Raw genomic sequence first — 14697 nt, 5'->3', positions numbered from 1 at the left:
ACGCTCGGATTGTCGAAATGATCCGCTGCTTGCTTGACCTTGCCCGGTTGCGGGTCAAGACTGCCGCCCGAACAGCATGATGGAGGATAACATGGCCGCAATCGACCGCCGCAACCTGCTGGTTGCATCGGCGCTGGCAGGGGTCGGCGCGCTACTTCCGGCCTTGGCTGTCGCGCAGCAGGCTGAATGGCCCACGCAGCCGGTGCACGTCTATGTCGGTTTTCCCGCAGGATCGTCGCCCGACGTTTTGGCGCGGCTGGTCACCGAGCCGCTGGCCGAAAGGCTGGGCCAGCCGGTGGTGGTCGAGAACAAGCCCGGCGCGGGCGGGGTGATCGGAGTCCAGCAGATGCTTGCGGGCGAACCCGGCTATTCCTTCGGCACGACGATCAACGGGCCGTTGACCACCTCGCCGCGACTGGTGCCCGATATCTCTTACGATGTTCAGAACGACATCGCGCCGGTCGCGCTGATGGCGACGGCGCCGCTGGTTCTGGCGATGGCCGCTGACGCCGGACCCGCCGATCTGGCCGGGTTCATCGAGGCGGCGAAGGCCGATCCGGGCGGCATTGCCTATGGTTCGGTCGGGCAGGGATCGGGCGCGCATCTGACGGCGGAACTGTTCGCGGATGCTGCCGGAATAGAGATGCTGCATATCCCCTTCACCAGCTATGCCGAGGTCACGACCTCGATCATCGGAGGAGAGATCGACGCGGGCTTCATGGCGCCGTCTGCCGCGCTGCCGCAGGTCGAGGCGGACAAGATGAAGATGCTGGGCGTCACATCGCAGCAGCCCTTCGCGCAGGTCCCCGATGTGCCGGTCATCGCGGGTAACGCCGGAATGCCCGAGGATTTCCGGGCAGAGCTGTGGAACGCCTTCATCGCGCCCGCGGGAACCGATCCCGCGATCATCGACCGGCTGAACACCGCCATCAACGAGATCCTGCAAGATCCGGACGTGCAGGAAAAGATGCTGGCGATGGGCTGGAAGGCCGAGGGGGGCGCGCCCGCGGATCTGGCGCAGCGGATCACCGACGATACCCAGGTCTGGGGCGCGGTCATCGACCGGATCGAGGCGGCGCAGTAATCGGCGATGCGGCGCGACTGGCATGACATCTGGGGCGGTGCCGCAATGGCCGCGATCGGTGCGGCGGTCGCGTTCTACGCGATGGGTCAGTATGAATTCGGGACGCTGCGCCGGATGGGACCGGGCTTCTTCCCGACCGTTCTTGGGGCGTTGCTGGCCGGGCTTGGGCTGATGATTGCGCTGCCCGCGTGGCGCCGGTCCGGCGAGGCGCGCCCCTTTGCCGCGCATGAGGCGCTGGCCGTTCTGGCAGCCATCGCCCTGTTCGGTCTGGGCTTGCAGCGTCTCGGGCTGATGCCGACAACCGCCGTCGCCGTTCTGGTCGCCAGCCTGCCGGCACCGCGTCGCGGTTGGCGGTGGCGGGTGATGCTGGCCGTGGCGATCGCCGCGCTGACATGGCTTGTGTTCAAAGAGGGCCTGCAGATGACCATGCCGGTTTGGCCGCGTCTTGGCACATGACGACGCTTGAAGGACTTCTGTACGGGCTGACGGTTGCATTGCAGCCGGACATCCTGATCTATTGCGTGCTTGGCGTCGTGATGGGCACCTTTATCGGCGTGCTGCCGGGGATCGGCGCGATGGCCGCGATTTCGCTGTTGTTGCCGATCACATACTACATCACCCCGGAAGCCGCGCTGATCATGCTGGGCGGGGTCTATTACGGGGCGCAGTATGGCGGGGCCGTCGCCTCGATCCTCTTGCGTCTGCCGGGCACCCCGCAATCGGCGGTCACCTCGCTGGACGGATATCCGATGGCCCGTCAGGGACGCGCGGGCGTCGCGCTGTTCGCGTCGATGGTGGCGTCCTTCTGCGGTTCGATCATCGGGATCGTGGTCCTGGTTCTGCTGGCCGGGTTCCTGTCGCGCGCGGCGACCAGCTTTGGCGCGGCCGATTACGCGGCGATGATGGTGCTGGGGCTTGTCGCGGCTTCGACCATCGGCGCCAAGCGACCATCCAAGGCCTTCGCGATGGTGGTGCTGGGCCTGATCCTTGGCTGCGTTGGAACCGACGTGAACAGCGGTGTCGCGCGCCTGACCTTCGGCCGGACCGAGCTTTTGGATGGCATCAACCTTGTCGCGCTGGCCATGGGCCTGTTCGGCGTGGCCGAGCTCATCGGCAATATCACCAGCGCCGAACGCAAGGGCAGCCCGCCCCATGTCAGCCTGCGCCAGTTGCTGCCGACGCGCGACGATCTGCGGCGGATGCCCGGACCCATCGCCCGCGGCGGTGCGCTTGGCAGTTTCTTCGGTGCGCTGCCCGGCACAGGTTCGACGATCTCGTCATTCCTGTCCTACGCGATGGAGCGACGCATCTCGCGCCGTCCCGAAAGGTTCGGCGAGGGCGCCGTCGAAGGTGTCGCAGGTCCGGAGGCCGCAAATAATTCCGCTGCCATCTCGGCCTTCGTGCCGACGCTGACTCTGGGGATTCCGGGCGATCCGATCATGGCGCTGATGCTGGGCGCGCTGGTGATCCACGGTGTCCAGCCCGGCCCGCTGATGCTGGAGGCGCGGCCCGAGATGTTCTGGGGCCTGGTCGTCAGTTTCGGGATCGGCAACCTGTTGCTGCTGATCCTGAACCTGCCGCTGATCGGCATCTGGGTGTCGATGCTGCGCATTCCCTTTCGCTGGCTGTACCCGGCGATCATCGTGTTCGTCTGCCTTGGCGTCTATTCGGTGCGCGGATCAGGCTTCGACATCGCCGCCGTCGCGGTGATCGGGGCCTTGGGCTATCTGTTGGCGCTGGCGCAGTTCAACCCGGCGCTGCTGCTGCTGGGTTTCGTGCTGGGTCCGCTGATCGAGACCAATCTGCGCCGCGCCATGCTGATCTCTCGTGGCGATCCGGTGGTGTTTCTGGAACGGCCGATCTCGGCGGTGTTCGTGGTCGCGACGCTGGCGCTGATCGGGTCGTCGCTGTGGGGTGCGTGGCGGCGGTTCAGATCAGGACCAGCAGCGTAAGCCCCCCCGCCAGCAGCCATATGGTGCGGCGATAGATCGCCAGAGCCCGGTCGATATCGGCGGCGACGGGATCCGGCGCGCCGCCGTTCAGCCAAGGCTCGTCCGCGATCCGGTCGCCATAGATGCGCGGGCCAGACAGGCGCACGCCCAAGGCACCGGCCATCGCGCCCTCGGGCCAGCCGGCATTCGGCGACCGGTGCGCGCCTGCGTCACGCCGCGCGACCGCCCATGCCGCGCCGCCGCAGCACAGCGCGATCAGCACCGCCGTCAGCCGCGCCGGCAGCCAGTTTGCGACATCGTCCAGCCGCGCGGCAAAGCGGCCGAATTCGGCATGGCGTGGGGTCAGGTGACCGATCATCGAATCCAGCGTGTTGATCGCCTTGTAGGCAGCGATCCCCGGCAGACCCGCGATTGCCGCCCATAACAGTGGTGCCACCACTCCGTCCGAGGCGTTTTCGGCCAGGCTTTCGATGCTGGCGCGGGCCAGCGCGGCCTGATCGGTCTTGCTCACGTCACGACCGACGATCATCGCGGTAGCCTGCCGGGCCGCGGCAAGATCACCCTTCAGCAATGGTCGCGCCACGGCACGGAGATGATCGTGCAGTGACCGCGCGGCGACCAGCGGCCAGGCAAGAATGCCCGGCAGCCACGCCCCCAGCATATCCTGCAGAATGATCGCCGGAAAGGTCGCGGCGGCGATCACCAGCAGGCTTGCAGCCATCCCGCGCCAGAACCGTGCCTTACCGTGGTTCATCCGCTGATCCAGCGCCGCGATCAATCGTCCCAGCCACGTCACGGGATGCCCGATCCGGCGATAGATCCTGTCCGGCCAGCCGATGGCCGCATCCAGCGCCAGCGCGATCAGGGCGACAAGCGGCATCATGGCGCGGTGACGTTAACGAATTCGACCGCCCAGTCGTCGCCGGCGCGGCGCAGCACCGTCAGCGACAACGGTGCTACGGCAAATGACAGCGCCGCCGGTCCGACGACCATCGACAGGGCCGCACGGACCGTGCCCGCGTGCCCGACGATCAGCGTATCGCGGTCGATCCCGCGCAACTCGGTCAGTACCCGCGCGGCCATGTCGTCAAAGCTTTCGCCGCCTTCGGGACGGTGCCGCGCCAGCCGGGCCGGGGGCAGGGGGCCCAGATCGGGCAGATCGCCATAGGCCAGTCCCTCCCATGCGCCGTAGTCCTGTTCCCACAGCGCCTGGCTTGTGGCGTGGGGCGGCATCGACAACGCCTCGGCGGTCTGGAGGCAGCGCCGCGCCGGGCTGCTGAGAACACGCCCGATCTGCCCGATCCGGGCGCGGATCCAGTCGAAGGCAGCCGCGTCGCTGCAATCTGCATCGACATCCGTCCGTCCGGCCAGGCGTCCGCCCGTCAGTGGCGCGGCATGCCGCAGGATCAGCAATCGGGTCATGATACGGCTTTTCCGTGCATCGTTCCGGCCGCGCGACCATGTCGCGCCATGAGGGCGGGGGCAAGCCGTCCCTTGTTGACGCATCCGCCGTTCCGGCGCAGGCTTTGCTTGACGGGCGTGATGCGGATGCCGTAAATAGGCATTAAATGAACGTTCGTTCAATAAACCGGGAGGAGGCTTCTCGATGTTCACGCAGGGTATGGAGTTCGATCTGGGCGAAGACGTGAATGCGCTTCGCGAGATGGTGCATCGGTGGGCGCAAGAGCGGGTCAAGCCGCTGGCGGCCGAGGTGGACCGCCGGAACGAGTTTCCGAACGAATTGTGGACCGAGATGGGCGAACTTGGCCTTCTGGGGATCACCGTGCCCGAAGCCTGGGGCGGCAGTGGCATGGGCTATCTGGCGCATGTCATCGCGACCGAGGAAATCGCGCGGGCCAGCGCCAGCGTCAGCCTGTCCTACGGTGCACATTCCAACCTGTGCGTGAACCAGATCAAGCTGAACGGAACGGATGAGCAGCGGGCGAAGTACCTGCCCGACCTGTGCAGCGGCAGGGCCGTCGGTGCGCTGGCCATGTCCGAGGAAGGGGCAGGCAGCGACGTCGTCGGCATGAAGCTGCGGGCCGACAAGAAGAATGACCGCTATGTGCTGAACGGCAACAAGTACTGGATCACCAACGCCCCCGACGCGCAGACGCTGATCGTCTATGCCAAGACCGACCCGGATGCGGGCAGCAAGGGCATCACCGCCTTCATCGTGGAACGCGGCATGAAGGGTTTTTCGACCAGTCCGCATTTCGACAAGCTGGGGATGCGCGGGTCCAACACGGGCGAGCTGATCTTCGAGGATTGCGAGATCCCGTTCGAGAACGTGTTGGGCGATGAAGGCCGCGGCGTGCGCGTGCTGATGTCGGGGTTGGACTACGAACGTGTCGTCCTGTCCGGGATCGGCACCGGCATCATGGCCGCCTGTCTGGATGAGGTCATGCCCTATATGCGCGACCGCAAGCAGTTCGGACAGCCGATCGGATCGTTCCAGCTGATGCAGGCCAAGATCGCCGATATGTATGTCGCGCTGAACACCTCGCGGGCCTATCTCTATGACGTGGCGCGGGCCTGCGATGCGGGCAAGGTCACGCGGCAGGATGCGGCAGGCGCGGTGCTGTACTGCAGCGAACAGGCGATGGTGCAGTCGCATCAGGCGGTTCAGGCGCTTGGCGGGGCCGGTTTCCTGAACGATAGCGTGGTCAGCCGGTTGTTCCGCGATGCCAAGCTGATGGAGATCGGCGCAGGCACCAGCGAGATCCGCCGCATGCTGATCGGCCGGGAACTGATGAACCTGATCTGAGGCCGGAAGGTCGCGCCGCGGGGCGTGGCCATGGGGGGAAGCGATGAGGATGCCGGACGGTCCCGACTATCAGGCGATGCGCGACGGGTTCCGCTGGAACCTGCCGCCTCGGCTGAACATGGCCGATCAATGCCTGTCGCATCCCGAAGGGCAGGTGGCGCTGATCGAATATGACGGGGCGCCGCGCCCGTTCAGGTTCGGTGAACTGGCCACGATGACCGCGCGCCTCGCCGTCGCGCTGGATGCCGAACGGGGCGAGCGCGTGGCGGTGCTGCGCACCCAATCGGCATGGACCGCGGCCGCGCATCTGGCAATCTGGAAATCGGCGGCGATTTCGGTCCCGCTGTTCAAGCTGTTCGGGCCGGATGCGCTGGAACTGCGGTTGCGCGATGCAGATGTCAGGACGGTCATCGCCGATGCCGAAGGCCGCGACATGCTGCGCGATTTTCCCGATCTGCGGGTAATCGTGCCCGAGGACGGTCTGACCGAGGCCCCGGGTTTCGCGACCCGCGACACCGGCCCCGATGATCCTGCTGTCATCATCTATACGTCTGGCACCACCGGTGCGCCGAAGGGGGCGTTGCATGGACATCGCGTCCTGACCGGCCATCTGCCCGGGGTGGGGATGAGTCATGACCTTCTGGGCCAGCCGGGCGATTGCCTGTGGACCCCGGCGGACTGGGCCTGGATCGGCGGCCTGTTCGATGTGCTGATGCCGGGGCTGGCGCTTGGCGTTCCGGTTGTCGCCGCGCGCATGCCCAAATTCGACGCCGATACGGCGCGCCGCCTGATCGCTGATTGCGGGGTACGAAACGTGTTCTTCCCGCCCACTGCGCTGAAGATGCTGAAGGCGGGCGGGGTGACAATTTCCGGCCTTCGCAGCGTCGCCAGCGGTGGAGAGACCCTTGGCGCCGAAATGCTGGACTGGGGCCGGCATGCATTCGGCCTGACGATCAACGAATTCTACGGCCAGACCGAATGCAACATGGTCGCCAGTTCGGCCGGTTCGCTGTTCCCGCCGCGCCCCGGCGCCATCGGCAAGGCCGTGCCGGGCTTCGACGTTCAGGTTATCGACGCCGACGGGGTGCCCGGCGACGCCGAAGGGGACATCGCGATCCGCAAGGGTGCGGCAAGCATGATGCTGGGATACTGGAACCGCCCCGACGCCACCGCCGAGAAGTTTCGCGGCGACTGGCTGGTGACCGGAGATCGGGGCGTGATCGAGGACGGCTACATTCGTTTCGTCGGACGCGACGACGATGTGATCACCTCATCGGGGTATCGCATCGGCCCGTCGGAGATCGAGGACTGTCTGCTGAAACATCCCGCCGTCGCGCAGGCCGGTGTGATCGGCAAGCCGGATCCGCTGCGCACCGAGATCGTCAAGGCCTATGTTGTCCTGCGCGATGGCTATGCGCCGTCCGAAGATCTTGCCGCCCGCCTGCGGGATCATGCAAAGCGCCTGTCGGCGGCGCATTCCTATCCACGAGAGATCGGCTTTCTGGACAGCCTGCCGCTGACGGTGACGGGCAAGGTGATGCGGCGCGAACTGCGCCGGTTGGCGGAGGATGAGAAATGATGCGGGCTTTTCTGATGGCCGTGATGATGTTGTTGCCGTCCGGTGCAATGGCGCAGGACGACATGATCGACGCATCGGCAGTCGAGGCGTGCTTTGCGCAATCCGACCCGTCCTCTGCCGCCTGCATCGGCGATGCCGCAGACACCTGTCAGACCACGCAGCCCCAAGGCCAGACGACGGTCGGCATCAGCGAATGCGCGATGGCCGAACACGCGGTGTGGGACGATATCCTGAACCGCGAATACGGAAACCTGCGGGACGCATTTTCCGACCGTCCGGCGCTGGCCAAACAGTTGCTGTCCGCGCAGCGTGCCTGGATCTTGTTTCGCGACGCCGATTGCGGTCTGGCCTATGATCGCTACGACGGTGGATCGATGCGCGTCATCGCCGCGGCCTATTGCAAGTTGCAGCATACCGCGCGGCGGGCGCTGGACCTGCGCGACATGCAGGGAGGGTGATGATGCTGGGGCAGCCGAAACCGCCTTGTGTGACACGGCGCACCCCTTGCGGAATGCGCCGTCAACATTCCCCCGAATGCCGTCTTTCGCTAGAATTTCATGACATAGGCCGCCCCGATCACGACCGGGTCGATCCGGACCTGACCGATCCGCGCGCCGTTCAGTTCGACATCGGGGTTAATGTCGATCCAACGCGCGTCCAGTCGCAGGGCCGAACGGTCGGTCAGCCAGTAATCGGCGCCCAGATGCGCGGCAAGGCCCCAGCTGTTCTTGACGCGCAGATCGCTGCCTGCCAGCGGCCCCTTTGCCTCGGCGTCCCAGAAGCCGGTGAAATTGACGCCGACGCCGACGAACGGCTTCAGCTGCGGCGTGGCGTCGAAGTGATACTGCAGCGAGATCACCGGCGGCAGATGCTTGACGGTGCCGATTTCCACGCCGCCCGAGCGGATCGAATGCTTGAAGGGCAGCGCCCCAAGAAGCTCGACCCCCAGATTGTCGCGCAGGAAATATTCGATCGTGACCGTTGGCCGGGTATTGTCGCCGATGCTGGTCGGGACGGTCCCGCCCGCCAGGGTTCCGGTGTCGGATCGCGGATCGACATTGTGGATTCCCAGACCGATCGTCCAGTCGCCGGCCTGTTGCGCGGCAACCGGCGCGGCGGCAGCCAGACAAAGCGCGGCTGCGGCTGCGATGCAAGACATGCTCATCGCTTGGCTCCTTTGATGTTCACGCATGACGCTGTGACCCGCCGGGCCTGCGGGGGACATGATCCAGATCAACCGACCGCCCCTGAAGACCGGGCTGCGACAACCTGCCACGCAGCCGGAATGCGAAAGAGCCGCCAATGAAGCTGACCAGTAATGCCCTGACGAATTCCGACACCTTCCGCGCCAATCGCAAGGCGCATCTGGATCTGCTGCAGATCGCGCAAGAGGCGGCGCTGGCTGCCGCGTCCGGTGGCGGGGCCAAGGCGATGGAACGCCATGTCGGTCGTGGCAAGATGCCGCCGCGCGAACGGGTCGCCAATCTGCTGGACCCCGGCTCGCCGTTTCTGGAAATCGGCGCGACGGCGGCGCATGGCCTCTACGATGATGCGGCGCCCGGCGCAGGCGTGATCGCCGGGGTCGGGCGCGTTCATGGTCAGGATGTGATGGTTGTGGCAAACGATGCCACGGTCAAGGGCGGCACCTATTACCCGATGACCGTCAAGAAGCATCTGCGCGCACAGGAAATCGCCGAACAGTGCAATCTGCCTTGCGTATATCTGGTGGACAGCGGCGGGGCCAACCTGCCCAATCAGGACGAGGTGTTCCCCGACCGCGACCATTTCGGGCGTATCTTCTACAATCAGGCGCAGATGTCGGCAAAGGGCATCCCGCAGATCGCGGTCGTCATGGGATCCTGCACGGCGGGTGGTGCCTATGTGCCCGCGATGTCCGATGTGACGATCATCGTGCGCAATCAGGGCACGATCTTTCTGGCCGGACCGCCGCTGGTCAAGGCCGCCACGGGCGAGGTCGTGACCGCCGAGGATCTGGGCGGCGGCGATGTCCACACACGCCTGTCGGGCGTCGCGGATTACCTGGCCGAGGATGACGCGCATGCGCTGGCCCAGGCGCGCCGCGCCATCGGCAACCTGAACCGCCGCTTGCCCGACAGCGTGGTCTGGCAGTCGCCCGAACTTCCGGCCTATGATCCCGACGAGATACTGGGCGTCGTGCCCGCCGATCTGCGCACACCCTACGATATCCGCGAGGTGATCGCCCGCACCGTGGACGGCAGCCGCTTCGACGAATTCAAGGCGCGTTTCGGCGAGACGCTGGTCACAGGCTTCGCCCATGTCGAGGGCTGCCCGGTCGGAATCGTCGCCAATAACGGCGTTCTGTTCTCTGAAGCGGCCCAGAAAGGCGCCCATTTCATCGAACTGTGCAGCCAGCGCAGCATTCCGCTGGTGTTCCTGCAGAACATCACCGGTTTCATGGTCGGCCGCAAATACGAGAACGAGGGCATCGCGCGCAACGGCGCGAAGATGGTCACGGCGGTCGCCACGACCAGCGTGCCCAAGATCACCATGCTGGTCGGCGGCAGCTTCGGCGCGGGCAATTACGGCATGGCCGGTCGCGCCTATTCGCCGCGGTTCCTGTGGACCTGGCCCAACAGCCGGATCAGCGTGATGGGCGGCGAACAGGCTGCGGGCGTGCTGGCGACGGTCAAGCGCGACGGGATCGAACGCACGGGCGGAAGCTGGTCGGCCGAGGACGAGGCCGAGTTCAAGCGCCCGACGATCGAGATGTTCGACCGCCAGTCGCACCCGCTTTATGCCTCGGCACGGCTGTGGGACGACGGCATCATCGACCCGCGCAAGACCCGCGATGTGCTGGCGCTGTCGTTGCGCGCATCGTTGAACGCGCCCATCGAACCGACGCGCTTCGGCGTGTTCCGGATGTGATGGCCGCCATGTGCCGATCCGGGCCCGACCGTAATATGACGATCCGCATGCGCGACGCGCATCGTGAGGGCGACCGGTTCCGCCGCGTCTGCGCTTGGTCGCAACAAGGCGCTGCCTTGACATCTTCTTTGCACAAATACCCCTCGGCGGTCCGGGGATGTGAAACCCCGACCTTCGTCCTTCCCAGCAGGAGCTGACATGTTCCAGAAGATCCTGATCGCCAATCGCGGCGAAATCGCCTGCCGCGTCATCGACACCTGCCGGCGAATGGGCGTCGCGACGGTCGCCGTATTTTCGGATGCCGACCGCGCCGCACGCCATGTCGCGATGGCCGACGAGGCTGTGCATCTGGGGGGACCTGCGCCCTCGGACAGCTATCTCAGGGGCGACGCGATCATCGAGGCAGCCCGGACAACCGGTGCACAGGCGATCCATCCCGGCTATGGCTTCCTGTCCGAAAATCCCGATTTCGTGCAGGCGGTCGAAGCCGCGGGGCTGGTTTTCATCGGGCCGTCGACGCGAGCGATCCGTGCGATGGGCCTGAAGGACGCCGCCAAGGCATTGATGGAAAAGGCCGGCGTGCCAGTCGTGCCGGGCTATCACGGCGAAAACCAGGATCCCGCGGACCTTGAGGCCGAAGCCGGTCGGATCGGCTATCCCGTGCTGATCAAGGCCGTCGCGGGCGGCGGTGGCAAGGGCATGCGACGGGTCGACGATGCTCGGGATTTTGCCGATGCGCTGGCGTCGGCACAGTCCGAAGCCCGCAACGCCTTTGGCAACCCCTCGGTTCTTATCGAGAAATACATCCTGCAACCCCGCCATATCGAGGTTCAGGTCTTCGGCGACGGACACCGCGCCGTGCATCTGTTCGAACGCGATTGCTCGTTGCAGCGCCGCCACCAGAAGGTCATCGAGGAAGCGCCGGCCCCCGGCATGCCCCCCGAAATCCGCAAGGTCATGGGCGCTGCGGCCGTCCGTGCCGCCGAGGCCATCGGCTACAAGGGGGCGGGCACCATCGAGTTCATCGTCGATGGCAGCGATGGGCTGCGCGAAGACGGTTTCTGGTTCATGGAGATGAACACCCGCCTTCAGGTGGAACATCCTGTGACCGAGGCGATCACCGGCATCGACCTTGTCGAATGGCAGTTGCGCGTCGCCTCGGGCGAGCCGCTGCCTGCCAGGCAGGAGGATCTGCAGATAACCGGCCATGCCTTCGAGGCGCGGCTGTATGCCGAGGACGTGCCTGCCGGGTTCCTGCCCGCGACCGGACGGCTGGCGCATCTGGCGTTTCCCGACTGGGCCCGAATCGAAACCGGGGTCCGTCAGGACGATACGATCAGCCCGTGGTACGATCCGATGATCGCCAAGATCGTGACCCACGGTCCGACCCGCGCCGTGGCACTGCGGGCGTTGGAAACCGCGCTGGTCGATACCGAAGTGGCAGGGGCCGTCACCAATCTGGATTTCCTGATCGCGCTGACCCGGCACGACGGGTTCCGCAACGGCCAGGTGGATACGGGCCTGATCGCACGCGATCTGGATGATCTGATCGCCGCCGCCGAGCCGGACCCCCGGGCGCGGGCGCTGGCGGTGATCGGGCTGGCCGGGCTGGCCGATCCGGCGGTCAAGGGCGGCGCGACGCTGTGGCAGCCGCTGCGCCGCACGATTTCCTGGGATGGCGGTGACGCGCTGATTGAGGTGCTGGGACCGGGGGCGGCGCGTGTGACGCTGGACGGGACGCCGCATGAGGTGCGTTGGCAGGGCGAACGCTGGTGGGTGGACGACACGCTGCGCCGCAACCGCATCGTTCGCCACAGTGCCGGTGTCAGCGTGTTCGGCGGCCGGACGGTAACTCTGGTGCCGCTGGACCCGCTGGCGCGTGATGCCGTCGCGGGCGGCGAGGCGCTGACGCTGTCGCCGATGCCGGGCCTTGTGAAATCGGTCCATGTCGAGGCAGGCCAGCAGGTCAAGGCCGGCGACCGTCTGGCGATGCTGGAGGCGATGAAGATGGAACACAGCCTGACCGCCGCGCGCGACGGCGTTGTGGCCGAAGTGCTGGCGGCGGCAGGCGATCAGGTCGAAGCCGGTGCGCCGCTGATCCGGCTGGAGGAAGAGGAAACGGCATGATCCGGCTGCATCATGTGCCCGGCTCTCGGTCCATGCGGGTGCTTTGGCTGCTGGAAGAGCTTGGTCTGCCCTGCGAATTGCAGGTCTGGTCGCTGACCGATGGCGGACTTCGCAGCCCGGAATTTCAGGCCATGTCGCCGGCGGGCCGGGTTCCCGCGCTGCAGATCGACGGTCGCGCGATTTTCGAATCTGGCGCGATCGTCCAATACCTGACCGAACGCGAAGATCGGCTGGCCCCGGCACCCGGCACGACCGAGCGCGCCGCGTTTCTTGAATGGGTCGGTTTCGCCGAGACTCAGGCGAACATCCTTCAGGCGCTGAACATCCAACATATTTTCCTGCGTCCAGCAGCCGCACGGTCGATCCCGTTGATGAAGCTGGATACCAAAAGGCTGGCGGTGACCGCGCGCGCCCTGGAACGGCATCTGACCGATCAGGACAGGTTGCTGCCGTCCGGATTTTCCGCCGCCGACTGCATGATGGGTTTCAATATCGACGCGGTCTTCCGCTTCCTGCCCGCAACCGAATTTCCTGCGCTGGCCGCCTATCGCGACCACATGACTGCCAGGCCCGCATATCAGCGGGCCAAGGCGCGGGCTGGCGGCGACAGCATTTACGAACGCGACTTTTACGAGGTGCCCGATGTCTGAGACCGTCGAGATCTTCGAGATGGGGCCGCGCGACGGGCTGCAGAACGAAAAGCGGCTGATCCCGGCGTCGGACAAGATCGCGCTGGTTGACCTGCTGTCTCAGGCAGGTTTCCGGCGGATCGAGGTGACCAGCTTCGTGTCGCCCAGATGGGTGCCGCAGATGGCCGACGCGGCGCAGGTGATGGCGGGCATCGCCCGTGTGCCCGGTGTCAGCTATGCCGTGCTGACGCCGAATATGAAGGGATATCAGGGCGCAAAGGCGGCGCGGGCCAGCGAGATCGCGATCTTTGCCAGTGCGTCCGAAGGTTTCAGCAAGGCCAATCTGAACGCGACCATCGCCGAAAGCCTGGAACGGTTTGTTCCCGTCGCGCAGGCCGCACGCGACGATGGGATGCCTGTGCGAGGTTATGTCAGTGTCGTGACCGATTGTCCCTTCGATGGGCCGACCCCGCCCGCGAATGTCGCCCGCGTGGCCGCGGCGCTGCGCGACATGGGATGTTATGAGATCAGCCTTGGCGACACGATCGGGCAGGGACGCCCCGAAACCATCGACGCCATGCTGTCGGCGGTACTGGACGAAATACCCGCGACCCGGCTTGCCGGTCACTATCATGACACCTCAGGGCGTGCGCTGCAGAACATCGACGCCAGCCTGGCGCGCGGCGTGAGGGTCTTCGACGCGGCGGTAGGCGGGCTGGGCGGATGCCCCTATGCCCCCGGTGCGAAAGGCAATGTGGCAACGGAAAAGGTCGCCGGACATCTTGCCGCACGCGGTTTTGCGCACGGGCTGGACATGCAGGTGATCGACAAGGCGGCAGCGATGGCGCGCGCCATGCGGGAGGGTGAAGATGACTGAGACGATACGGATCGAGACCGATGCGAGGGGCGTGGCCACGCTGAGCCTGGCGCGACCCGACAAGCACAACGCCCTGTCGCAGACCATGATGGAAGAACTGACCGAGGCTGCAGGCCGGCTTGGCGCCGACCCGGCGGTGCGGGTCGTGGTTCTGGCGGCCGACGGGGCAAGCTTCTGCGCCGGCGGGGATCTGGGCTGGATGAAGGCTCAGATGGGCGCTGACGCCGAGACCCGTCGGAACGGCGCGCGCTTGCTGGCCGGGATGCTGTCGGCACTGAACACCCTGCCCAAGCCATTGATCGGCCGGGTGCATGGCAATGCCTTCGGCGGCGGCGTTGGGATGATGTCGGTCTGCGACATCGCCATCGCGGCCACCGACGCCAAGTTCGGTCTGACCGAGGTTCGGCTGGGTTTGATCCCGGCGACGATCGGACCCTATGTCGTCGCGCGGATGGGCGAGGACAAGGCCCGGCGGGTCTTCTTTTCCGCCCGAATATTCGGTGCCGACGAGGCGGTGACGCTGAACCTGGCGGCCCGCGCTGTATCGCCGGGCGATCTTGACGCCGCGATCGAGGCTGAGGTCGCGCCGTTCCTGCAAGCCGCACCCGGCGCTGTCGCCGCCGCCAAGGCCCAGTGCCGCGCGCTTGGGCCGCGCATCGACATGGCCGCCATCGAGGACAGTATCGAACGTCTGGTCGCGGTCTGGGAAGGAGACGAGGCGCCCGAGGGGATCGCCGCGTTCTTCGACAAGCGCAAGCCGAACTGGCAAGGCTGA

14 protein-coding genes are annotated in these 14697 nt (G+C 66.1%); 11 read left to right on the top strand and 3 right to left on the bottom strand.

The genetic code is table 11. The annotated features are described in order from the left end of the window. Nucleotides 1–91 precede the first annotated feature (91 nt). From MU516_RS06490 to MU516_RS06480, 3 genes are read left to right on the top strand one after another with little or no spacing between them, the layout of a single operon-like run. Nucleotides 92–1084 carry a Bug family tripartite tricarboxylate transporter substrate binding protein gene (locus MU516_RS06490; RefSeq protein ID WP_260276408.1) on the top strand — a complete coding sequence of 331 codons (993 nt, stop codon included), beginning with the start codon at nucleotides 92–94 and terminating at the stop codon, nucleotides 1082–1084. Nucleotides 1085–1090: 6 nt separating this feature from the next. Beyond that, nucleotides 1091–1540 (top strand): tripartite tricarboxylate transporter TctB family protein, encoded by a 450-nt coding sequence (locus MU516_RS06485; RefSeq protein ID WP_260276407.1) that lies wholly within the window; start codon nucleotides 1091–1093, stop codon nucleotides 1538–1540. Continuing rightward, entirely contained in the window at nucleotides 1537–3036 is a 1500-nt protein-coding gene (locus MU516_RS06480; RefSeq protein ID WP_260276406.1) for a tripartite tricarboxylate transporter permease, read from the top strand. Before MU516_RS06485 ends, MU516_RS06480 begins: the two co-directional genes overlap by 4 nt. Here MU516_RS06480 and cbiB read toward each other — a convergent pair. Beyond that, nucleotides 3014–3919: an adenosylcobinamide-phosphate synthase CbiB gene (gene cbiB / locus MU516_RS06475; protein WP_425606814.1), complete on the bottom strand. Its 906-nt coding sequence runs from the start codon at nucleotides 3917–3919 to the stop codon at nucleotides 3014–3016. The genes MU516_RS06480 and cbiB overlap by 23 nt on opposite strands. After that, nucleotides 3916–4458 carry a histidine phosphatase family protein gene (locus MU516_RS06470; RefSeq protein ID WP_260276405.1) on the bottom strand — a complete coding sequence of 181 codons (543 nt, stop codon included), beginning with the start codon at nucleotides 4456–4458 and terminating at the stop codon, nucleotides 3916–3918. The genes cbiB and MU516_RS06470 overlap by 4 nt, the downstream gene beginning before the upstream one ends. Before the next feature lie 184 nt (nucleotides 4459–4642). Between MU516_RS06470 and MU516_RS06465 the strand changes: the two genes are divergently transcribed. The 3 genes from MU516_RS06465 to MU516_RS06455 are packed head-to-tail and all read left to right on the top strand — an operon-like array spanning nucleotide 4643 to nucleotide 7840. After that, entirely contained in the window at nucleotides 4643–5803 is a 1161-nt protein-coding gene (locus MU516_RS06465) for an isovaleryl-CoA dehydrogenase (protein ID WP_260276404.1), read from the top strand. Nucleotides 5804–5852: 49 nt separating this feature from the next. Continuing rightward, nucleotides 5853–7382, top strand: coding sequence for an AMP-binding protein (locus MU516_RS06460; protein ID WP_425606823.1), 1530 nt, complete (start codon nucleotides 5853–5855; stop codon nucleotides 7380–7382). After that, nucleotides 7382–7840 (top strand): lysozyme inhibitor LprI family protein, encoded by a 459-nt coding sequence (locus MU516_RS06455; RefSeq protein WP_260276402.1) that lies wholly within the window; start codon nucleotides 7382–7384, stop codon nucleotides 7838–7840. The genes MU516_RS06460 and MU516_RS06455 overlap by 1 nt, the downstream gene beginning before the upstream one ends. An 89-nt stretch (nucleotides 7841–7929) precedes the next feature. Here MU516_RS06455 and MU516_RS06450 read toward each other — a convergent pair whose 3' ends face one another. Beyond that, a complete protein-coding gene (locus MU516_RS06450) occupies nucleotides 7930–8547 on the bottom strand; it encodes an OmpW/AlkL family protein (RefSeq protein ID WP_260276401.1) in 618 nt (205 codons plus the stop codon). Between the two features lie 137 nt (nucleotides 8548–8684). Between MU516_RS06450 and MU516_RS06445 the strand changes: the two genes are divergently transcribed. The 5 genes from MU516_RS06445 (at nucleotide 8685) to MU516_RS06425 (ending at nucleotide 14697) form a co-directional block, all read left to right on the top strand. Next, nucleotides 8685–10289 carry a carboxyl transferase domain-containing protein gene (locus MU516_RS06445; protein WP_260276400.1) on the top strand — a complete coding sequence of 535 codons (1605 nt, stop codon included), beginning with the start codon at nucleotides 8685–8687 and terminating at the stop codon, nucleotides 10287–10289. A gap of 198 nt (nucleotides 10290–10487) precedes the next feature. After that, entirely contained in the window at nucleotides 10488–12416 is a 1929-nt protein-coding gene (locus MU516_RS06440; RefSeq protein ID WP_260276399.1) for an acetyl-CoA carboxylase biotin carboxylase subunit, read from the top strand. Further along, a complete protein-coding gene (locus MU516_RS06435) occupies nucleotides 12413–13066 on the top strand; it encodes a glutathione S-transferase family protein (protein WP_260276398.1) in 654 nt (217 codons plus the stop codon). Before MU516_RS06440 ends, MU516_RS06435 begins: the two co-directional genes overlap by 4 nt. Beyond that, on the top strand, nucleotides 13059–13922 hold the full coding sequence (locus tag MU516_RS06430; RefSeq protein ID WP_260276397.1) for a hydroxymethylglutaryl-CoA lyase: 864 nt from the start codon (nucleotides 13059–13061) through the stop codon (nucleotides 13920–13922). The genes MU516_RS06435 and MU516_RS06430 overlap by 8 nt, the downstream gene beginning before the upstream one ends. After that, nucleotides 13915–14697, top strand: coding sequence for a crotonase/enoyl-CoA hydratase family protein (locus MU516_RS06425; protein ID WP_260276396.1), 783 nt, complete (start codon nucleotides 13915–13917; stop codon nucleotides 14695–14697). The genes MU516_RS06430 and MU516_RS06425 overlap by 8 nt, the downstream gene beginning before the upstream one ends.

The organism is Paracoccus maritimus, from assembly GCF_025195095.1.
GTDB lineage: Bacteria > Pseudomonadota > Alphaproteobacteria > Rhodobacterales > Rhodobacteraceae > Paracoccus > Paracoccus maritimus.
Note: the sequence above shows the minus strand (reverse complement) of the source record. Positions and strands in the feature narration are given on the sequence as shown.

What these genes read in the sequence shown, in the direction of transcription:
- MU516_RS06490 (WP_260276408.1), top strand. Translation starts at nt 92, where the DNA reads ATGGCCGCAATCGACCGCCGCAACCTGCTGGTTGCATCGGCGCTGGCA.
- MU516_RS06485 (WP_260276407.1), top strand. Translation starts at nt 1,091, where the DNA reads ATGCGGCGCGACTGGCATGACATCTGGGGCGGTGCCGCAATGGCCGCG.
- MU516_RS06480 (WP_260276406.1), top strand. Translation starts at nt 1,537, where the DNA reads ATGACGACGCTTGAAGGACTTCTGTACGGGCTGACGGTTGCATTGCAG.
- cbiB (WP_425606814.1), bottom strand. Translation starts at nt 3,919, where the DNA reads ATGATGCCGCTTGTCGCCCTGATCGCGCTGGCGCTGGATGCGGCCATC.
- MU516_RS06470 (WP_260276405.1), bottom strand. Translation starts at nt 4,458, where the DNA reads ATGACCCGATTGCTGATCCTGCGGCATGCCGCGCCACTGACGGGCGGA.
- MU516_RS06465 (WP_260276404.1), top strand. Translation starts at nt 4,643, where the DNA reads ATGTTCACGCAGGGTATGGAGTTCGATCTGGGCGAAGACGTGAATGCG.
- MU516_RS06460 (WP_425606823.1), top strand. Translation starts at nt 5,853, where the DNA reads ATGCCGGACGGTCCCGACTATCAGGCGATGCGCGACGGGTTCCGCTGG.
- MU516_RS06455 (WP_260276402.1), top strand. Translation starts at nt 7,382, where the DNA reads ATGCGGGCTTTTCTGATGGCCGTGATGATGTTGTTGCCGTCCGGTGCA.
- MU516_RS06450 (WP_260276401.1), bottom strand. Translation starts at nt 8,547, where the DNA reads ATGAGCATGTCTTGCATCGCAGCCGCAGCCGCGCTTTGTCTGGCTGCC.
- MU516_RS06445 (WP_260276400.1), top strand. Translation starts at nt 8,685, where the DNA reads ATGAAGCTGACCAGTAATGCCCTGACGAATTCCGACACCTTCCGCGCC.
- MU516_RS06440 (WP_260276399.1), top strand. Translation starts at nt 10,488, where the DNA reads ATGTTCCAGAAGATCCTGATCGCCAATCGCGGCGAAATCGCCTGCCGC.
- MU516_RS06435 (WP_260276398.1), top strand. Translation starts at nt 12,413, where the DNA reads ATGATCCGGCTGCATCATGTGCCCGGCTCTCGGTCCATGCGGGTGCTT.
- MU516_RS06430 (WP_260276397.1), top strand. Translation starts at nt 13,059, where the DNA reads ATGTCTGAGACCGTCGAGATCTTCGAGATGGGGCCGCGCGACGGGCTG.
- MU516_RS06425 (WP_260276396.1), top strand. Translation starts at nt 13,915, where the DNA reads ATGACTGAGACGATACGGATCGAGACCGATGCGAGGGGCGTGGCCACG.